The organism is Snodgrassella sp. ESL0304 (assembly GCF_013344995.1).
GTDB lineage: Bacteria > Pseudomonadota > Gammaproteobacteria > Burkholderiales > Neisseriaceae > Snodgrassella > Snodgrassella alvi.
In genome coordinates this window covers 1-19,578 of the sequence record NZ_JAAEDR010000008.1, presented here as the reverse complement: position 1 = coordinate 19,578, position 19,578 = coordinate 1, and the positions used below count along the sequence as shown (strand labels likewise).

The window sequence follows — 19,578 nt, the reverse complement described above, 5'->3', positions numbered from 1 at the left end:
CTGTTGTATATAACTTATTGCAATAACACCAGAGCAAGTAGTGACAGGCAAAATACTCCGGATAAAAATAAAACGGCCTGCAAAGACACAGACCGTATGAACCGGATTACAGACAAACTAATGTGCCCCGCCGCCACCGCCACTGCCAAACGGCGGTCTGGCAAACCACACCAGTACAATCAGAATCAGAAATGTCATCCCATACAGCCAGAACAGATCATTGGCACCCATAATATGAGCCTGCTGCCCTATGGTCTGCTCAATCGAGCCCAGCGGCTGAGTACCACTTAAACCGAGCTGATTCATCCCTTGAATTGATTCATTCATCGTACTGTTATAAGGATGAATGTTTTCTACCAGTTGTGTATGATGCAAAGCCTCACGTTTATCCCATAACACATTGACCATTGAAGTACCAATACCGCCGGCCAGAATGCGCACAAAATTGGAAATACTTGAAGCACTGGCAATCTGTGAACCGGACATATTAGACAGAGTAATCTGGGTTAGCGGCATAAAAAACATTGCCATACCAATCCCCTGCACAAACTGCGGCCAGAATACATCCATAAAACTCATACCGGCATTAAAATTGGTACGCCAGAAGAAACAGATGGCATATACAGTAAAGCTGATGGTTACCAGCACCCGCATATCCAGCCTGTTACCAAACTTACCAATCAATGGCGACAACAATACCGGGAAAATACCGATAGGCGCCGTTGCCAGCCCTGCCCAGGTAGCGGTATAGCCCAACTGCATCTGTAACAGCATCGGCAATAATACAATTGCGCCCATATAGGTCATATAGGCGGTACTGAGCGTAATCACACCTACCGTAAAATTACGGTCTTTAAACAGGCGTAAATCCACAATCGGATATTTTGCATACCATTCCCAGATAACAAAATAGCTCAGACATACCGTGGCAATAACCGCTAAAATAATGATTTCATTGGATGAGAACCAATCCAGCTCATGACCACGGTCGAGCATCATCTGTAAGGCACCCACACCTACAACCATCAGGGACAGCCCCATCCGGTCGATTGGCTGGTTTTCGGTTTCAGTTTCGCGTTTTTTCAGCATCTGCCATGAGATACCCGCGGCCAGCAACCCGATTGGCACATTAATAAAGAAAATCCAGCCCCAATGCCAGTTGTCACTGATAATCCCACCAAGAATCGGGCCGAAAATCGGTGCCACAATAATCACCATTGACCACATAGCCAGCGCCATCGGGCGCTTTTCCGGCGGATAAGCTGCCATCAGCAGACTTTGTGACAGCGGAATCATCGGACCGGCTACAGCCCCCTGCAATACACGGAAAAACACCAGCAATGCCAGACTGGGGGCAATACCACATAAAAACGAGGCCAGCACAAAGGACAGCGTAGCCACGACAAATACTTTTACTTCACCAAAACGGCGTGCCAGCCAGCCAGTTAGCGGTACAGAAATAGCATTTGCCACAGCAAACGCCGTAATTACCCACGTACCCTGACTGTTGGCTGCACCCAGATTACCGGTAATAGTCGGTAATGCCACATTGGCAATAGTTGAATCCAGCACCTGCATAAAAACGGCCAGTGATAGAGCCACCGTAACCAGAGCAAGTGCCGGACCTTTTAAAGGAGAATGCGTCATTCAAGCAGCCTTATCGCAGAAATATTTTTTATCTGCAGCATATCCGGATAGCTGTACTCACAAGTACAGTCAATACTATTCACAAAGACGATACTTCCGGAATAACAAAAAAATCAGGCAAAATCATTACCATGAATAATGGCTGCTGGCGGCAGAATATGCCCTTCTGCTTTAGCAGCCGTCGGATTATGGTTCAGCATTAACTCAATCAGGGTGCATATTGAGCAAAAATTTCCTCAATCATATTATTGATTGGAGTCCAGTCAATTGCAGCCATATTTCCATTAGTGGGAATCGCATTAGCCGCAGTTAAATCCTGACCATTCTGGTTGCGCGTATTCACTTCAACATCCATTGACAAACCTACCCGCAGCGGATGTGCAGCCAGCTCTTTCGGATCCAGAGCAATCCGCACCGGCACACGCTGTACCACCTTAATCCAGTTACCGGTTGCATTTTGTGCCGGCAACAGTGAGAACGCAGCTCCCGTACCTGCTGACAGACCGGCTACCTTACCGTGATAAGTCACCTTACTACCATATACATCGGCACTGATTTCCACCGGCTGACCAATACGGATTTTAGCCAGCTGACTTTCCTTAAAGTTTGCATCCACCCACACATTATTCAATGGTACAACCGCCATCAGTGCAGCACCGGTTGCTACCTTCTGCCCTACCTGTACATTACGCTTGGCAACCTGCCCGTCAACCGGAGCCTTAATCTGAGTACGTTGCAAATCCAGCCATGCACTCTTCAGATGACTGACAGCAGTCATCACTGCCGGCTGCTGACGCAGCGGAACATTGTGACCCAATACAGCTTTGGCCGCGCTTTCCTGTCCCTGCATAGCTTTCAGATTAGCCTGTGCTTCCTGTACTGCATCACGCGCATGACTCAGCTCCTCAGCAGAGATGGCATCTGTACCGGCCAGACTCTGGCGGCGCTGTAAGTCAGCCTGCAAACGTTTTAACTGTGCCTGTTGCGCTGCAACCTGTGCACTGGCCTGACGTGATTGAGCAGTCTGCTGCTGATTCTGGCGAATCGCATTAATCAGCTCATCATGTGCCCGTTCAAACGCCAGCTGCATATCACTGTTATCCAGCTCTACCAGCACCTGACCGGCTTTCACAGTTTGCGTATCATCCACATTTACCTTTTGTACCGTACCGGTAATTTGCGGAGTTATCTGTACCAGATGACCATTTACATACGCATCATCGGTAGATTCTTTATGCTGCCAAACCAGCAGATACATCAGCAGACAACCCAGTGCAATCAGCAGAAAAATCACGGTCAGCAACACGAGTTTACGTTTGCGGCCGGCCGGTACACGTTCTGACTGCGGCTGAACCGCCGGTTGTGAGGTGGTTACCGCCTCGTTAGTTTGCTTTTGTTCACTCATACGAAAATAGCTCAATAAAATTTAAAAATAACAGTAAATTAACGAGTAGCCTCAGCATCTGACATCTGGAAACCGCCGCCCAGAGAAGCATGCAGACTATTCCAGCTTTGCTGCTGCCAGGCAATGGTTTTAACCAAATCAGCCCGTGCACTCAGAGCAGCGTCTTCACGCTGTAGTCTGGTAATAGCATTGTCCAGACCGGCTGCCTGACGCTTGCTGCTGGCAGCTGCATTTTTCTGTGCCACCTGCCATGCCTGCTGCTGTAATGGCAGTGCCACAGTACTGTGCTGATAATCACTAATTGCATCAGCTGCCTGCTGCAAGGCAGTCAATACGGTTTTATCATATTGAGCTACCTGTTCATTATAAGCAGAGCGTTTACCGGATAATGCCGCCTGTAAACTGCCTGAAGTAAATAACGGCAGAGTAATGGCCGGAACAACACCCAGCATCCGTGAAGAAGAGTGCACCAGATCAAACGCATCAACATGCGCAAGACCTGCCAGACCCTTAATTTCAATATTAGGATAAAAAGCAGCCTCAGCCGCCTTCACACCAAAATAATTTGACTGTAACAACGCCCGCTGTGCAGCAATATCAGGCCGCTGCCCTAAAATATCCGCCCGCAAACCATCAGTCGCAACTGCAGGCACCTTACCCAATGGCTGTGGTACTGCTTCCGGCAACTGGGTCGGTGATAATCCGACCAGTGCCGCAATACCATGACGGGTACGTTCAATATCCGCCTGTGTCTGACGTAAAGCGCTTTGCAAATTCAGTACAGTCTGCGTAACAGCATACTCATCACTTGCCGGCTGTAAACCTGCGCGAATCCGGTTTGCAACCAGCTTCTGCAACTGCTGATTCACTGCAATACGCTGTTTCAGAATATCCGACTGTTCCTGTAACTGCTGCCATTGCGTATATTGCGACACAATACTCTGGCTCAGTACCAGTCGGGCCTGTTCCTGCTGATAAGAAGCTGCAAGACGGGAACCCAGCGCAGCCTTAATCAGATTACGCTGTCTGCCCCAGAAATCAAAAGTGTAATTAACCGCTACCGCAGCCATTTCATTACTGAAAACATGATTCGGGTTATCACCGTCCCGGTTTGAGTCAGGCTTCGGATTCAGATAGGCGGCCACACCATTAGCCTGTACCCCCACCTGAACACCAGCCTCACCTCTGGCACCACGCCATTGAGCCTCAGCTTCTGCAATACGCGCAGCCGCAATACGTAAATCCGGCGCATTGGACAAGCCGGTTTCCATTAATCTGTTTAACAATGACTGATTCAGCCCCAGCCACCAGTTTTGTTTTACTGCTACAGTCTGCCCTGCCGGCAATTGCAGCTGACCGGCATCCTGTGGATTTTCTAACTCAGGCTGTTTGCCAAAATTGGCACAAGCAGATAACAGCAGCAAAGCAACAGGGCTAACAAGAGCCAGCTGACGTAATCGGGGCGCAGATACAGTTAATTTCATGCAAATCTCAGCAAAAAGTTAAGCAGCAGTTAATAACTTAGTTAACAGCTGCTGTAATTGTTCATATTCCGGTTCACTCAGGGCTGACCATACCCGCCGGTGTACCTCATTGGTTTCCGGACTAACCATTTGAATCAGATTCTCACCGGCTTTAGTTAGTTTCAGCGTAATTTTGCGCCGGTCATAAGGATGAGTAGAGCGCGTAGCCCAGCCATTAAGCACCAGTTCATCCGACAAACGCGTTGCACTGGTACGAGTCAGATTCAGAATACTGCTCAGTTCTGATGGTAAAATCTCATGATTCGGTCGTGAATACACTGCCAGCAATGCATGCCACAGACTTTCTGATAAATGGTGCTTGTGTAAACGCTCATTCAGCTCACCGTGAATCGATGTATGTACCAGACGGATTAACCGGCTGAGCATCACCAACTGAACATTCATGCTTGGCATTTTCACTGCCAGCACCTCTAAAGTAGCTTCCAGTTCGGTAGCAGGAAGAGAAAAACCCATCTTAGAACACCTCAAAATCCAAAAAATAAACCATTTTAATAACCATACCACTTATTATAAATGAAGCTTATTATTTAGCTGAAAATATTCCATCCCTAAAATAGTCACTACCTTAGCAAATTTTTTGAAAAGCCCTCTTATCTATCTGTATATCTGCATATTGCCGGTAACAGTAAATACCCTATACCGTTATCGTTTTTTCCAGCCCTCATCTATCACCTGTCAAATAGAATTACCGGAAACAGACTCTACAGACCAGAACAGCAAATTGCTTTAGCGCATCATCCGTCGTTGCAGAAATGAAACAACCCGGACAGCATTCAGCAATACCGGTTAACCAGTTTTCAACTCAAAAAACCATCACTTAAACTTGTTAATAATTGGCTGCAAAGACCATAAACATAATTATTTTTCTATACAAACCATAAAGTAACAACTCAAAACCATACTTATGTGTTAAGAGCATAATTATATTTAATAACAGATTAAATATAGAGACATTTTGAATTTTTTTACGCCTTATTAACCAGATACCTGTTTTACCGGCTTCTCCACAACAACCTTTGACACCAGCCTTAAACAAAATTGCATCTTCCACTCTGTACAAAACTGCAATTTTCTTAGCAAATACATTACCAATAACGACATAAGCAGCATATTCAGCTTATTCCGCAGACAACCTACTGATACAACATCATCACAATATATACATATCCTGACTAACTCCTGCATCAGCAAAAAAACAGGCTGCTTCAAAAGCAGCCTGTTTCTACATAACCAGAATTAAATACCTGCGGCTTCACGCAGCAGTTGCGCTTTATCCGTACGTTCCCAGGTAAATTCAGGCTCTTCACGCCCGAAATGACCATACGCCGCTGTTTTCGCATAAATCGGTCGCTGCAAATCCAGCATTTTAATAATACCCTTCGGACGCAAATCAAAATGTTCCTGCACAATTTCAATCAGCTTGTTTTCATCGATCTTGCCGGTACCAAAAGTATCAATCGCAATTGATGTAGGCTGTGCAATACCGATAGCATAGGAAATCTGAATCTGACACTGACTGGCCAGACCGGCAGCAACAATATTCTTCGCCACATAACGGCAGGCATAAGCAGCAGAGCGGTCAACCTTAGTAGGATCTTTACCGGAAAAAGCACCGCCGCCATGAGGAGCCGCCCCGCCATAAGTGTCCACGATAATTTTGCGACCAGTAAGACCACAGTCGCCTTGCGGACCACCAATGACAAAACGCCCGGTCGGATTAATCAGATATTGCGTCTCTTCAGTCAGCATATCAGCAGGTAACACCGGCTTAATAATATATTCCTTAACAGCTGCAACCAGCTCATCACGCTCGATATCCGGCTCATGTTGCGTAGACAGCACCACAGTATCAATACGTTTTACCTTTCCGGTTTCACTGTCATACACACAGGTAAGCTGTGCCTTGGCATCAGGACGCAACCACGGCAGTTCACCACTTTTACGCACTTCACTCTGACGCTGCATCAGACGGTGTGCATAATAAATTGCAAACGGCATCAGCGTAGGCGTTTCATCACAGGCATAACCGAACATCAGTCCCTGATCGCCTGCACCCATGTCCAGGTCAAGCCCTTCCCCTTCATTAACCCCCTGAGCAATATCAGGAGACTGCTCGTCATAACACACCATCACCGCACAGCCACTGGCATCAAACCCCAGTTCTGATGAGTTATAACCGATACGTTTAATCGTATCGCGTGCAACTTGTATATAATTAATATGCGCACGTGTAGAAACTTCACCGGCCAGAACACACAAACCGGTATTTACCAGAGTTTCAGCTGCAACACGTGCAGTAGGATCCTGAGTCAGGATAGCGTCTAAAATAGAATCGGAAATCTGGTCGGCAACTTTATCCGGATGACCTTCGGATACCGACTCGGAAGTAAACAGAAATTCACTCATAATTGGCGGATACTTTCTGATGCTAATCAAGCATTATGATGGGCAGTTATAAATGCTTTTGTTACAATGTCGCCCAAATTTTCGAGTTTGAGATACAGAACGGATGCAAAAGCTGGTTTATTTCATATTTTTCCTGTTGGCATTAATCCCCTTACCTGTTTTACAGGGTTTAGGTTCCGTACTGGGGCGCCTTGGCTTTTACTTCGCCACCAGTGAACGTAAACGCACAACTAAAAATCTGCATTTTAGCAAACTTGCTGCCAACGACCAAGAATCAGAAAAACTGGTTAAATCCATTTTTGCAGAAACAGCCAAAAGCGGGCTTGAGTTATCTATAGCCTGGACCCGCTCAAGCAAGCATATCGTCTCATTATTTAAAGAAGTACACGGCTGGGAACACATAGAAGCCGCTATTGAACGCAACGAAGGTTTGCTTTTAATTACACCACATCTGGGCAATTATGATCTTGCCGGTCGTTTCCTGAGCGAAAAACTGCCTTTCCCGCTTACCGCCATGTACCGTCCGCCTAAAATAAGCTGGCTGGAAAACGTTATGAATAGCGGACGTGTGCGTGATAACGGCTATACCGCTCCTGCCAATATGCTGGGGGTAAAACAGATTGTACGGGCATTAAAAAATAAGCAGGCTACCATTGTACTGCCCGATCAGGTACCCGGCGAAGGAGAAGGTGTATGGGCAACCTTTTTTGGTCAGCCTGCCTACACCATGACCTTAGCCTCCCGTCTGGCTATCATGCCTGAAGTAACCCCCCTGTTCTTCTGCGGCGAACGCCTGCCGCACGGTCGCGGCTTTGCCCTTCATATCGCACCGCTTGAAGGCACACTCAACGGCAACCGCGAGCATGATGCACAGATTATTAATAATAATGTTGAAAAATGGGTAACACGTTTCCCAAGCCAGTACCTGTTTGGCTATAACCGGTACAAATGGCGTAAAAACAGACCTGCTACCTAAAAAAATCATCAAAAAATTAGCAAACTATATCTTATACAAACAATATAGAAATCACAGAAGAATTATCCTTAAATTATAATTATTCGGAAATTATTTAATACATTATTTAATTAAAAATCGTCATATCAATTTAATAAATATTTATCGAGTATGATCTGAAATTAGATTAAATAAAATTATATAGATTAATTTCTACTAGATACAAATCATTAATTATTATTAATAAAACAGATATATTAATCTTAAAATTAATACCAAAAGTATAAATAATTTGTTTAGCAAAAATATTAAACAATTATCTAATTATGATTTGTTTTATTTTTATTAAATTATATAACTTGTAATTTTTTGCTTTTATATTTGCCCGTAAAACTCGACTTAATCCAGACCGATGCGATGCTTAATCGTAACCGGAATATTAACCGTTTCCTGCATAGCATTAAGCATTGTGCTACCAGTTCAACCACGCATCAGACAGATACCAAAAGCACCTTGCCGTACCCGCGAGCTAGTGCTGAGGCAGCCGCAGTTCAGATTAATTTCATCATACTCATAACCAGCAGCAATTTTAACAGCCTGTACTAGAACTGCCGGCTTACTGCGCCATCTAGCTGCTAAGCAATAGGTTGCTCCTGCGGATAATATACCAGTAATCTGTTTCAGAATTTACAATATATCTTTATTGACCTATTCACAAAAAAAAGAGCCAATAAAGGCTCTTTTTTGAATATATAAACTGTTTTGGTAGTGGCAATACAGATTAACGTTTTGAGAACTGTTTTGCACGGCGTGCTTTGCGCAGACCGAATTTTTTACGTTCAACTTCACGTGCATCACGAGTAACCAGACCAGCAGCAGACAGAGTTGGTTTCAGAGCTGCATCGTAATCAATCAGTGCACGGGTAATGCCATGACGAATTGCACCAGACTGACCGGTTTCACCGCCGCCTACTACATTTACTTTAATATCGAAAGCTTCGAGATTTTCAGTCAGTACCAGAGGCTGACGAACAATCATGCGGCCGGTTTCGCGACCGAAAAATTCATCCAGCGGACGACCATTTACAATAATCTGACCGCTACCCTTTTGCAGGAAAACACGAGCCACTGAACTTTTGCGGCGACCCGTGCCGTAGTAATATTTACCGTTCATTGCGTGTCCTTAGATATCCAAAACTTTAGGTTGTTGAGCAGCATGGCCATGTTCTGCAGTAGCATATACTTTCAGTTTTTTAATCATGGCATAGCCCAGCGGGCCTTTAGGTAACATACCTTTAACGGCTTTTTCCAGCGCACGGCCAGGAAACTGGTTTTGCATTTCAGCAAAAGTGCGCTCATAAATACCACCAGGAAAACCTGAGTGGCGATAGTATTTTTTGTCAGTCTGTTTCTGACCAGTCACACGCAGTTTGTCAGCGTTAATTACAATAATGTAATCACCAGTATCAACATGTGGCGTGTATTCTGGCTTATGTTTGCCACGCAGACGGCGGGCGATTTCAGCAGCCAGACGACCCAGAACTTTGTCTTGAGCATCAACCACATACCAATCGCGCTTCACCTCATGGGGCTTAGCTGAAAAGGTTTTCATAAAAGCTAATCCAGATAAATATACGAAAGCTTCTAATATTAAAGATTAATCAATTGATTGTCAATTGCTGTACAGGGTTTGTATGACAATTTCCCTGTACTGAGCAGGATACAGTTGCATTGATGATTACATCTGTAGTCATATTCAGCCGATACGTCTGAAAGGCGGTAAACACGCCAGTAACTGTTTACCATATCGCGCAGTCAGAATACGATTATCCAGAATAGTAACCCGGCCGTAATCTGTTTCAGTCCGAATCAGCCGCCCTACGGCCTGAATCAGCTTGATACTGGCTTCCGGCACAGTAATCTCCATAAACGGATTACCGCCGCGTGCCTCTATCCACTGATTGCGGGTTTTCTCAATCGGATTATCCGGCATAGCAAACGGCAGCTTGGCAATAATGACCTGCACACACATCTCACCGGGTAAATCCAGACCTTCAGCGAAACTGTCCAGACCGAAAATAATACTCGGACGACCGGCAGCAATTGCCTCATGATGGCGCTCTAATAATATCTGTTTGGGTATTTCTCCCTGCACCAGCAATAAAGGCAAATGACTGTCCGGCAATTTCAGCGCGACCTCCTGCATTTGCCGCCGTGAAGAAAATAATACCAGCGTCCCAATAGGTTCGCTTTCATTAATCAGCTTCGGCAGCCAATTAACAATTTCACTGGTATGCGCTGCCGCATCTTTCGGGCTGGCTGCCAGTGGCGGTATATACAGCTCACCCTGTTCTGCAAAATGAAACGGGCTGTCCAGTGCCAGCATAGTAGTATCAGGCAGCCAGCTCAGGCCTGTTTGCTTTAACAGTAAATCAAATGTACCCAGTGAGCGCAACGTAGCCGAAGTCAGCAATGCTCCTGCTGCCCGCCGCCACAAACCACTGGCCAGCTTACTGGCACTGGTAATGGGAGAGGCATGAAAGTTGTAGTCAACCTTATCTTTAGCTATCCGAGTAATCCATTTAGCCAGTGGTGCTTCGCCTTCAACTTTTTCCGTGGACATTAAATCCCATACATCCACGACCTGTTCAGTTCGCGCCAGCAGCATGCCCAAATCAGTACTGAGTTGATCAAGCAGGCTGCTATCCTTATTCTTATCTCGTCTGGAGGCAGATAATGCCTCATTCATACCATTTAAATGTTTCAGCAGCATTCGTGCGGCGATAGCGGTATTATTTACCAGCATATTCAAACTCGATGGTATTTCACCATCCGGCCACAGCCAGCTGCTTTCTTCGATACTGTCCTGTACTGCCAGACTGGGTTCATCAGCCAGACAAATCAGCCATTCCTGCAAACTTTCCTGCAAACCCGATGCAGCTTCAACAGCCAGCACTGCAAGTTCACTTTTATCCAGCACACCAGCTACTTTATCTACAATATTACCAATCCGGTCTAAAAACCATAATGTCTGATTCAAACTATGTTCAGCCGCAAATTGCTGTAAAGCTTTATGCGGTAAATGGTGCGCTTCATCGATACAATAAAAACTGTTGGCCGGTGCCGGCAAAATTACACCACCGCCCATGCCGATATCAGCCAGCAGTAAATCATGATTGGCTACCACAACATTCACCGTTTCCAGCGTCTCCCGCGCCAGAAAAAAAGGACACTCGGCGCGGTTCGGGCACCCGGATTTCAAACAACCATGGCGATCATTAGTTACTTTCTGCCATAAACCGTCGTCAATTTGTTCCGGCCATGTATCCCGGTCTCCATTAAAAATACGGGCAGCAAACTGATCTGCCATATTACGCAATACTGCCAATTCTTCTTTTTTAGGCTTCCGCTCCCAGAGTACCATTTGTGGTTCAAAACCCTGCAAACTGTCCTGTGCGTTTAATTGGGTTAATTGATACAGTTTATAGGGACATAAATAACGTCCGCGTCCTTTAGCCAGAGCAAAACTAAGACTCAGTCCGCTGTGCCTGACTACAAACGGTAAATCACGCCCGACCAGTTGTTCCTGCAAGGCAACAGTCGCACTGCTTACTACCAGTATTTTGCCGCGCGTCTGCGCCATAATTCCGCCGGCAAGTAAATATGCCAGACTTTTACCTACTCCTGTCGGCCCCTCTACTACAACGATAGACTCACCATTGCGCTCCGGTGCGTCCTCACCATCCTGCTGTTGCTGAGTGCGTGAAAATGCATTAGCAACGGCTGCAATCATTTCCCGCTGTGCCTGCCGGGGCCGGAAATTAGGCAAACTTCTGGCAATACTTTGGTAATGATCACGTATGGCGTTTTTTTCTAAATCAGTAAGCATAACAATTCAAACAATAGGTAAATAGCATAAACCCATATTTTTTTTAGTAGTAAAGTTATTTAAAATCAGTATATTTACAAACTAATTCCAATTATATACTTAAATTCCATATTAAATTTTTAGCAGGCACATTATGAACAAAATTATCTATTTCGTTTTATTCTGTCTCGTGACAACAGGTCTTATTGCCTGCTCTAAAACTCAGCAAGATTCCACAGCAGCCAGTACGACCAAAAAAGAGCTGGTTTTTGGTGCCTCTGCTATGCCTTACAGCACAGTATTTGAACAAGGCATTAAACCTATTCTGGAAAAACAGGGCTACACCATTAAAACCATGAATTTTTCCACGCTGGAAGTGAATAATCAATCTGTTAATAATGGTCAGGTTGATTTTAATCTGGATCAGCATACTGCCTATCTTAATGTCTTTAACCGTGAAAAAGGTACACATCTGTATCCTTTGGTACATATCCCTACCATACCGGCTGCCATTTACTCAGACAAATACACATCCTTTCAGCAGGCGCCTAATGGTGCTACTGTGCTGATTCCCAGTGATCCGGCCAATACTTCACGTGCATTGCGCATTCTGACCGATAATCATTTCATTCAGCTCAAATCCGGCACTAACCCGATACTGGCAACATCCAGAGACATTGTCAGCAATCCAAAACAATTGAAAATTAAAGAAATGGATTCAGTCATGATTCCGCGCACACTGGGTGAAGTAGATTTCGGTTTCGCCTCCGGTGGAATTGCTTACCAGTCTAAACTTGATCCGAAAAAAGCCGTACTTCGTGAAAAAGTAATTCCGGAAATGGAAATGGTGGTTACCATTAATGAAAAAAATAAAGATACCCAGTGGGCAAAAGACTTAAAAGCAGCCTATCAATCACCAGAATTTAAACAATTTATGCAGAAATACAATCAAAATCAGATGTGGGCATTGCCACAAGGTGAATAAACCTATCTCATCCTGAAAATTGCCGGTAATACTATCACGCATTACCGGCAATTCATCTATAAATTCATCACGTAACAGTAAAAATTTAAAAACGTATAAGCAGATCACTAATTATTAATCAAAACACTGAAAATAAATCCCGCACTGTAATATTTATTAACGTGAGTTTTGCTGTATGGCTCAATAAAGCGGTACAGCAGCCTAACATGTTTAATAAAAATAACAAAACAAAATTTTTAAATACATTTTATAATATAGAAATTACATAACTTAATTTATAAAAGCATGACTCTTTACAGTATCAAACCTGCTTTTCAAAAATTATTACGCCCGCTCATGTTCTGGCTGTATCGAAAAGGCGTTACAGCAAACCACATTACCCTTTCTGCAATTGGTCTTTCTGTATTAATCGGTGTCATACTGGCTATTTTTCCGCATCCGGGATTATTCTGGCTGCTACCGATTACATTATTTATCAGAATGGCACTCAATGCACTGGATGGCATGCTCGCTCGTGAATGTAACCAGCAAAGCCGGCTTGGTGCTGTCTTAAATGAATTGGGTGATGTCTTATCTGATATTGCCTTATATGTGCCGTTCATTCTGTTACCGGGCAGTAATACAACTGTGGTACTGGTAATGCTCTTTTGTGCAGTACTTACGGAATTCTGCGGCATTCTTGCTCAAACAATTAATGGCATCCGCAGCTATGCGGGTCCCATGGGTAAAAGTGATCGTGCCTTGATTTTCGGTACATGGTCTTTATTACTGGCTATCTGGCCAGAATTAACATCATGGAACAATCTGCTGTGGTGTATATCAATTGTCTTACTGGTCTGGACTTGTGTTAACCGTTGTCGCAGTGCCCTGACCGGAGAACACTGATATGTTGTTGCAAAAATCCTTACTGGTCATTTTCAGCCTTTTATTACTGGCTACAGTTATCAATGGCTTATTAGTGTACCTGAAACCGGATAAAGACTGGCATGAACTCACACTGCGTATTCGAACGTGGTGGATTATTATTATACTGTTTTCTCTGGCATTAATCAGTCCATCCTGGTTAGGGATATGTTTTTTTGCTCTGGTCAGCTTCATGGCGTTAAAAGAATATTTAACGCTGGTACCGGCACGCCATGCAGACCGTATGCCTATCCTGTGGATGTTTATCACTATTCCGATTAATTACTGGTTTATCGGCAGTAACTGGTACGGTTTTTTTATTATATTTATTCCGGTATATATGTTCCTGTTTTTACCGGCACGAATGGTTATTGCTGGTGATACCAAACATTTTCTGCGTACAGTGTCTCAATTGCAGTGGGGCTTGATGACAACTGTATTTGCTTTCAGCCATGTTGCCAGTTTGCTGGTACTGCCGAATGATCATCAGCAAACTGGTGCACTATTGGTACTGTTCCTTGTGGGTTTAACAGAATTCAATGATATTACTCAATACTTGTGGGGTAAATCTCTGGGTAAAATCAAAATAACACCTAAAGTCAGCCCGAACAAAACTCTGGCCGGACTACTTGGCGGCATAGCCAGCACGACAATTGCTGCCATGCTGCTGGGTCCTATACTGACACCACTGAGCTGGGAAATGTCTTTAATTGCAGGTCTGATCATCAGTATAAGCGGATTCTGTGGTGATATTGTCATGTCTGCAATCAAGCGGGATATTGGTATTAAAGACAGCGGCACGATATTACCCGGCCACGGAGGTATTCTTGATCGTCTGGACTCATTGATTTTTACTGCACCGGTATTTTTTCATTTCGTTCGCTATTTTTACTACTAAATCATGCTTAAATCATTACTCAAACCCATATTTGCATTATGTATAGAATGGCCGTTTATGCGTTTCTGGCTGGGTTTGCGTATTCATCAACATCACAATCTGCCTAAACAGGGTCCGGCAATCATTGTTGCTAATCATAATAGCCACATGGATGTATTTGCACTGATGGGTCTATACTCACCTTTACAGCAAAATCAGATTCATCCGGTAGCTGCAGCAGATTACTTTCTAAGTAATAAATGGCTGGCCTGGTTTGCAATTAATATTCTCAACATTATTCCGGTTACCCGTCAGAATGGCGGTCAGAACAATCCGCTTCAGGGTTGTGAAGAAGCCTTACGTCAAAACAAAATCCTTATCCTATTTCCAGAAGGCTCTCGTGGCGAACCCGGAAAAATGCAACCGCTCAAATCAGGTATCTGGTATTTAAGCGCTGCTATGCCAACTGTACCCATCATTCCGGTATGGCTACAGGGAACTGAACAGATTATGGCTAAAGGTAATCGTATTCCGCTGCCCCTATTCATAGACATTAATATTGGCAGTGCCATGTATTACCAGCCGGATAAGGACCAGTTTAAAGCAGATTTATTAAATAATTTACTCGCATTGCGTCCGCAATATATGAAAAGAGATTCTGATGACTGAACAACGCCAAGCAAAAGAAAGTACATTTTATACCAGTGATAAACAAGAATTATTTTATCGACACTGGCCTGCAATTACCTCCGGCACGATACGTAAAGTTATTGTATTGTTTCACCGCGGACATGAACATTCTGGTCGTTTGCAGCACATTGTGGATGAGCTGAACATGCCGGATACGGATTTTTATGCATGGGATGCCCGCGGGCATGGCCATTCTCCCGGCCCTCGCGGTTACAGCCCGTCTCTGGCCCGTTCTGTACAGGATGTGGATGAATTTATGCATTTTGTTGCCGCAGACAGCCAAACTCCCCTTTCGAATATCATAGTGATTGCCCAGAGTGTGGGAGCGGTACTGGCAGCAACATGGGCACATGATTATGCCCCGAAAATTCGCGGGCTTGTATTAGCCTCTCCTGCTTTTAAAGTAAAACTGTACGTGCCGTTTGCCCGGCCATTGCTTAGTTTTGGACAATATGTGAAAGGTCTGTTCTTTGTTAATTCCTATGTCAAAGGCAAGTATCTGACCCATGATCCCGAACGTGTTAACAGTTTTAATAACGATCAGCTGATTACTCGTGCAATTGCAGTAAATATTTTACTGGATTTATACCGTACAGCCGACCGCGTCATTGAAGATGCCGCTGCTATTACTTTACCTACACAACTGCTGATATCCGGTCAGGATTATGTAGTGCACAGGCAACCACAACTGGATTTCTATCAGCGTATTCGCAATCCGCTCAAAGAAATGCACATTCTGCCCGGTTTTTATCACGACACATTGGGCGAACTTAACCGAGAAGAAGCTTTTACAAAAATTCGCAGCTTTATCGATACCTTATATCAGCAGCCAGTAGCCGCTTTTAATTATCAGCATGAAGATCGCTGGAGCCCGAGTGCAGATAACTGGCGTGAATTAAGCGGCGGACCGGTTCCGCTTTCTTTCAGTGCCTTCAGTTATCGTGCCTTACATAAAGGTATGACAACCCTTGGTAAACTTTCTAATGGCATTAAACTGGGTTGTGAAACTGGGTTTGATTCCGGCAGTACACTGGATTATGTTTATCAGAATCAGCCTCAGGGTCAAAACTGGCTGGGAAAACAATTTGACAAAGCCTATCTCAATAGCATTGGCTGGCGAGGTATCCGGCAACGCAAAATTAATCTGGAGTATATGATTAAACAAGCTGTATCAAAACTACAGGAAGAAAATCTTCCGGTTCGGGTTGTTGATATTGCTGCCGGTCATGGCAGGTATGTCATTGAAGCATTATCCAATATCAATGCAGTTGAAGAAATTTTATTACGCGACTACAGTGAACTTAATGTCAGCAAAGGTCAGCAGATGATTGCTGATTATGGTTTAAGCAATAAAGCGCGATTTGAAATTGGTGATGCCTTCAATCAGGAACAACTCGCAGTACTTACACCTCAGCCTACACTGGGTATTGTTTCCGGACTTTATGAACTTTTTCCGGATAACTCTCTGTTACGCAATTCACTAAATGGTTTAGCAGCAGCTATCCCTGCCGGTGGTATCCTGATTTACACAAATCAACCTTGGCACCCGCAATTGAAAACCATTGCATGGTCTTTAACCAGCCATCGTCAGGGTCAGCCGTGGATTATGCGTAATCGTTCGCAAGGTGAAATGGATGCTCTGGTAAGTGCAGCCGGTTTTGATAAATGTGCACAAATTATTGATGAATGGGGGATTTTCAGCGTATCCATGGCAATTCGCCGCGCATCATGAAGTTGCGTAGTCAATTAAACTGTTTGGCAGTAGGCTGGTTAATCATTCTGGCGCCGTTTTTCTTAGTAACGTATGAACTGGTTAATCAGTTTACTGCCACACGAGCTGATATTAATAGTGTGGTATATAGCTGGGAACAATACATCCCATTTATTCCGCTCACTATTATTCCTTACTGTAGTCTGGCTTTGCTCTATAGTATATCTTTATTTTTGTGTCACTCTGTATCTGAACAGACTCGTCAGGCCTGTCGGTTAGTATTAGCCTCTACTATAGCCTATATCAGTTTTTTACTATTTCCTTTTCGTTTTAGCTTTATCCGACCCAAAGTTGAAGGTTTTACCGGCTGGTGGTTTAATCAGCTGGAGCAGTTTAATTTATCTTATAATCAGTCTTCAATACTCTATATCATCCTAAGCTGGCTGCTGTGGCAACACTTTTTACAACATACTCCTAAACGTCTGCGCTGGCTGATTCATTGCTGGTTTCTGTTAATTGGTATTTCTGTATTGACGACATGGCAGCATCATTTTATTGATGTAATCGTCGGCGTAGCTATTGGTATGTTTATTGACTGGCTAATACCGGTTAAAAAAATACCAAAAACCCATATTCATATACCGTGTACACAGTCAAAAAAGCTGACTAAGTATTATGCAACAGCAGCGCTTGTGTGCTTATATTTTGGAATTTATTCTACTCCGTGGTTATTATGGCTGGCATTATCTTTATTTATTGTCAGTTGTTCATATCATTTTGGTGTTAATACAATATATAAATCACAGCATGGCAAATATTCAGCGGCTACTTATATTCTGTTATTTCCCTGGCGATGTCTGATGACTATTTCCAGATGGCTGTATACCCGTAAAATTCCTGCTATCAGCCCAATCAATGAGCACATTTTTATGGGTAGTTATCCTTGCAGCAGTGTTAAACAAAAAGCCATTCTGGATTTAACATTCGAATTTCCACGCGCCCAATCTACATACAATCGCGTGTATACATGTATACCGATGCTGGATCTGGTTTGCCCCAGTATGTTGCAATTGCAACAAGCTGTCAGTGAATTAGAAAAATTACGTACACAGCACAATAGTGTTTTAATCCATTGCTCATTGGGACTATCACGTAGTGCCATTGTAGTAGTAGCATGGCTGCTGGCTTTTGATAATTTTAAAACTGTAGAACAGGCCTGTACATTTGTGCAGCAACAACGCCCGCAAATTGTACTAGGCTCCAAACATATGGAACTTCTTGAGCAATGGCACATCAGCATAACCCAGAATCCAATGAACATGAACTTAGTAAGGTGTTAGTCAACCACACATTAGCAAGCTGGCGCTTTTTGTTATTGATGGCATTAATACCTTTATTATGGGCAATATTTTGCGCATCTGCCGGCTTAATACGTTCACTGATCACAGCTGGTGCCGATATAGTTATTTATCAATGCTGGCGGCTATGGCTGGATAATCATTATTTCTCTGAACTCACTCAGGAAAATAACCGGCAGGCTGGTATTATTCTTGCTTCTATTTGGCAAAAACAAAAACTGCAAGATTTTACTTTGGAACAAAGATATGAGGGAGCTCTGAAGCAACTCAAATATTCCTTAATAAGCTGTGCTCTGCTCTGGCTAATCTGGATTATTACTTTATTGTTTAAATAAAATATCTGTAGATTTAATGATAAAAAAATAAGATTAATTTATGTTAAATTAAAATGGTATAGAAATTTTCTATCTATAAACAGTTAAGCGAATAAGCAATAGATTTGTCATATTTTTCATTCAAAGCAGTAGTCACTTAAATTTCTAATATAGATTATACTAATCATCTTTTTGTATCAATAAAAAACTAATCAGATGAGTCTGCACATAGCTCTGTATCAACCCCAAATTCCTGCTAATACCGGCAATATCGCCCGCACTTGTGCCGGCACACATACCAGCCTGCATTTAATCCATCCATTAGGTTTCTCTACCGATGACAAGATGCTTAAGCGTGCTGGTCTAGATTACTGGCCTCATGTAGATATTCATTATCATGATAGTCTGGAAGCATTCATCAGCATGACTGAAACCCAGACTAATGCACAAGTTTACCTGATAGAAACCTACGGCACTCGCAACTACACTCAGTTCGACTACAGCGACCCCAATCAGCAAATCTACTTTCTCTTCGGTCGCGAAACCACCGGACTGCCACAGGCATTCGCACAGGCACGCGCCGAGCAATGTCTGCGAATTCCGCAGTCAGAGCACATCCGCTCACTAAACCTGTCCAACGCCGCCGCCATCGTCCTCTATGAAGCACTGCGTCAGCAGTCCTTCCCCTCTCTAACCTAGATACAGTAACAGCAGCCATTAGGCTGCTGCGGTATTGTTTTTCTTCTGTTGTACTTTTCAGTACTTAAAGTAAGAAACCCGGCTGACTAATCAACCGGGTTCTTCTATAGGGAGTCTGGCGGTGTCCTACTTTCACATGGGCAATCCATACTATCATCGGCGCTAGGTCGTTTCACGGTCCTGTTCGGGATGGGAAGGCGTGGGACCAACCCGCTA

17 protein-coding genes, 1 rRNA gene and 1 pseudogene are annotated in these 19,578 nt (G+C 43.8%); 9 read left to right on the top strand and 10 right to left on the bottom strand.

Annotated elements, in window-relative coordinates:
* Positions 1 to 117 precede the first annotated feature (117 nt).
* From GYX91_RS01365 to metK, 5 genes are all read right to left on the bottom strand, one after another.
* Positions 118 to 1,647 (bottom strand): DHA2 family efflux MFS transporter permease subunit, encoded by a 1,530-nt coding sequence (locus tag GYX91_RS01365; RefSeq protein WP_025329940.1) that lies wholly within the window; start codon positions 1,645 to 1,647, stop codon positions 118 to 120.
* A 208-nt stretch (positions 1,648 to 1,855) separates the two neighbouring features.
* The gene (locus GYX91_RS01360; protein WP_025329939.1) at positions 1,856 to 3,052 is read right to left on the bottom strand and encodes an efflux RND transporter periplasmic adaptor subunit; all 1,197 of its coding nucleotides are present in this window, start codon (positions 3,050 to 3,052) and stop codon (positions 1,856 to 1,858) included.
* Between the two features lie 38 nt (positions 3,053 to 3,090).
* Positions 3,091 to 4,536 carry an efflux transporter outer membrane subunit gene (locus tag GYX91_RS01355; protein WP_174829746.1) on the bottom strand — a complete coding sequence of 482 codons (1,446 nt, stop codon included), beginning with the start codon at positions 4,534 to 4,536 and terminating at the stop codon, positions 3,091 to 3,093.
* Between the two features lie 18 nt (positions 4,537 to 4,554).
* Positions 4,555 to 5,049 carry a MarR family transcriptional regulator gene (locus GYX91_RS01350; RefSeq protein ID WP_174829745.1) on the bottom strand — a complete coding sequence of 165 codons (495 nt, stop codon included), beginning with the start codon at positions 5,047 to 5,049 and terminating at the stop codon, positions 4,555 to 4,557.
* A 783-nt stretch (positions 5,050 to 5,832) separates the two neighbouring features.
* Complete coding sequence (gene metK, locus GYX91_RS01345; protein WP_084547456.1) at positions 5,833 to 7,002, bottom strand: methionine adenosyltransferase; 1,170 nt, start codon at positions 7,000 to 7,002, stop codon at positions 5,833 to 5,835.
* Positions 7,003 to 7,105: 103 nt separating this feature from the next.
* Between metK and GYX91_RS01340 the strand changes: the two genes are divergently transcribed.
* A complete protein-coding gene (locus GYX91_RS01340; RefSeq protein ID WP_084564337.1) occupies positions 7,106 to 7,978 on the top strand; it encodes a lysophospholipid acyltransferase family protein in 873 nt (290 codons plus the stop codon).
* A 381-nt stretch (positions 7,979 to 8,359) separates the two neighbouring features.
* Here GYX91_RS01340 and GYX91_RS11190 read toward each other — a convergent pair.
* From GYX91_RS11190 to dinG, 4 genes and pseudogenes are all read right to left on the bottom strand, one after another.
* Positions 8,360 to 8,578 (bottom strand): annotated as a pseudogene (locus GYX91_RS11190) (tRNA-dihydrouridine synthase); the annotation flags it as partial.
* A gap of 160 nt (positions 8,579 to 8,738) precedes the next feature.
* A complete protein-coding gene (gene rpsI / locus GYX91_RS01330; RefSeq protein WP_025329932.1) occupies positions 8,739 to 9,131 on the bottom strand; it encodes a 30S ribosomal protein S9 in 393 nt (130 codons plus the stop codon).
* A 9-nt stretch (positions 9,132 to 9,140) separates the two neighbouring features.
* Entirely contained in the window at positions 9,141 to 9,569 is a 429-nt protein-coding gene (gene rplM / locus GYX91_RS01325) for a 50S ribosomal protein L13 (RefSeq protein ID WP_025329931.1), read from the bottom strand.
* Positions 9,570 to 9,713: 144 nt separating this feature from the next.
* Complete coding sequence (dinG, locus tag GYX91_RS01320) at positions 9,714 to 11,846, bottom strand: ATP-dependent DNA helicase DinG (protein ID WP_174829744.1); 2,133 nt, start codon at positions 11,844 to 11,846, stop codon at positions 9,714 to 9,716.
* Between the two features lie 133 nt (positions 11,847 to 11,979).
* On the opposite strand from dinG, the gene GYX91_RS01315 reads away from it, so the two are divergent.
* From GYX91_RS01315 to trmL, 8 genes are all read left to right on the top strand, one after another.
* The gene (locus tag GYX91_RS01315) at positions 11,980 to 12,810 is read left to right on the top strand and encodes a MetQ/NlpA family ABC transporter substrate-binding protein (RefSeq protein ID WP_084547198.1); all 831 of its coding nucleotides are present in this window, start codon (positions 11,980 to 11,982) and stop codon (positions 12,808 to 12,810) included.
* 285 nt (positions 12,811 to 13,095) lie between these two features.
* Positions 13,096 to 13,695: a CDP-alcohol phosphatidyltransferase family protein gene (locus GYX91_RS01310; RefSeq protein WP_078474481.1), complete on the top strand. Its 600-nt coding sequence runs from the start codon at positions 13,096 to 13,098 to the stop codon at positions 13,693 to 13,695.
* A 1-nt stretch (position 13,696) separates the two neighbouring features.
* A complete protein-coding gene (locus GYX91_RS01305) occupies positions 13,697 to 14,611 on the top strand; it encodes a phosphatidate cytidylyltransferase (RefSeq protein WP_078474483.1) in 915 nt (304 codons plus the stop codon).
* A gap of 3 nt (positions 14,612 to 14,614) precedes the next feature.
* A complete protein-coding gene (locus GYX91_RS01300; RefSeq protein ID WP_174829743.1) occupies positions 14,615 to 15,259 on the top strand; it encodes a 1-acyl-sn-glycerol-3-phosphate acyltransferase in 645 nt (214 codons plus the stop codon).
* Positions 15,252 to 17,012 (top strand): bifunctional alpha/beta hydrolase/class I SAM-dependent methyltransferase, encoded by a 1,761-nt coding sequence (locus GYX91_RS01295; RefSeq protein ID WP_174829742.1) that lies wholly within the window; start codon positions 15,252 to 15,254, stop codon positions 17,010 to 17,012. The genes GYX91_RS01300 and GYX91_RS01295 overlap by 8 nt, the downstream gene beginning before the upstream one ends.
* Positions 17,009 to 18,331 (top strand): phosphatase PAP2/dual specificity phosphatase family protein, encoded by a 1,323-nt coding sequence (locus GYX91_RS01290; protein ID WP_174829741.1) that lies wholly within the window; start codon positions 17,009 to 17,011, stop codon positions 18,329 to 18,331. Before GYX91_RS01295 ends, GYX91_RS01290 begins: the two co-directional genes overlap by 4 nt.
* Positions 18,277 to 18,684: a hypothetical protein gene (locus tag GYX91_RS01285; RefSeq protein WP_174829740.1), complete on the top strand. Its 408-nt coding sequence runs from the start codon at positions 18,277 to 18,279 to the stop codon at positions 18,682 to 18,684. Before GYX91_RS01290 ends, GYX91_RS01285 begins: the two co-directional genes overlap by 55 nt.
* Before the next feature lie 195 nt (positions 18,685 to 18,879).
* Complete coding sequence (gene trmL / locus GYX91_RS01280) at positions 18,880 to 19,362, top strand: tRNA (uridine(34)/cytosine(34)/5-carboxymethylaminomethyluridine(34)-2'-O)-methyltransferase TrmL (protein WP_174829739.1); 483 nt, start codon at positions 18,880 to 18,882, stop codon at positions 19,360 to 19,362.
* 113 nt (positions 19,363 to 19,475) lie between these two features.
* On the opposite strand, the gene rrf is transcribed toward trmL, so the two are convergent.
* A 5S ribosomal RNA gene (gene rrf, locus GYX91_RS01275) occupies positions 19,476 to 19,578 on the bottom strand; the annotation flags it as partial.

Bases quoted from the DNA above. Each gene is read 5' to 3' on its own strand.
- GYX91_RS01360 (WP_025329939.1), bottom strand. From the start codon at position 3,052: ATGAGTGAACAAAAGCAAACTAACGAGGCGGTAACCACCTCACAACCG.
- rplM (WP_025329931.1), bottom strand. From the start codon at position 9,569: ATGAAAACCTTTTCAGCTAAGCCCCATGAGGTGAAGCGCGATTGGTAT.
- dinG (WP_174829744.1), bottom strand. From the start codon at position 11,846: ATGCTTACTGATTTAGAAAAAAACGCCATACGTGATCATTACCAAAGT.
- GYX91_RS01300 (WP_174829743.1), top strand. From the start codon at position 14,615: ATGCTTAAATCATTACTCAAACCCATATTTGCATTATGTATAGAATGG.
- GYX91_RS01285 (WP_174829740.1), top strand. From the start codon at position 18,277: ATGGCACATCAGCATAACCCAGAATCCAATGAACATGAACTTAGTAAG.
- GYX91_RS01315 (WP_084547198.1), top strand. From the start codon at position 11,980: ATGAACAAAATTATCTATTTCGTTTTATTCTGTCTCGTGACAACAGGT.
- GYX91_RS01290 (WP_174829741.1), top strand. From the start codon at position 17,009: ATGAAGTTGCGTAGTCAATTAAACTGTTTGGCAGTAGGCTGGTTAATC.
- GYX91_RS01350 (WP_174829745.1), bottom strand. From the start codon at position 5,049: ATGGGTTTTTCTCTTCCTGCTACCGAACTGGAAGCTACTTTAGAGGTG.
- rpsI (WP_025329932.1), bottom strand. From the start codon at position 9,131: ATGAACGGTAAATATTACTACGGCACGGGTCGCCGCAAAAGTTCAGTG.
- GYX91_RS01310 (WP_078474481.1), top strand. From the start codon at position 13,096: ATGACTCTTTACAGTATCAAACCTGCTTTTCAAAAATTATTACGCCCG.
- metK (WP_084547456.1), bottom strand. From the start codon at position 7,002: ATGAGTGAATTTCTGTTTACTTCCGAGTCGGTATCCGAAGGTCATCCG.
- GYX91_RS01340 (WP_084564337.1), top strand. From the start codon at position 7,106: ATGCAAAAGCTGGTTTATTTCATATTTTTCCTGTTGGCATTAATCCCC.
- GYX91_RS01365 (WP_025329940.1), bottom strand. From the start codon at position 1,647: ATGACGCATTCTCCTTTAAAAGGTCCGGCACTTGCTCTGGTTACGGTG.
- GYX91_RS01355 (WP_174829746.1), bottom strand. From the start codon at position 4,536: ATGAAATTAACTGTATCTGCGCCCCGATTACGTCAGCTGGCTCTTGTT.
- GYX91_RS01305 (WP_078474483.1), top strand. From the start codon at position 13,697: ATGTTGTTGCAAAAATCCTTACTGGTCATTTTCAGCCTTTTATTACTG.
- trmL (WP_174829739.1), top strand. From the start codon at position 18,880: ATGAGTCTGCACATAGCTCTGTATCAACCCCAAATTCCTGCTAATACC.
- GYX91_RS01295 (WP_174829742.1), top strand. From the start codon at position 15,252: ATGACTGAACAACGCCAAGCAAAAGAAAGTACATTTTATACCAGTGAT.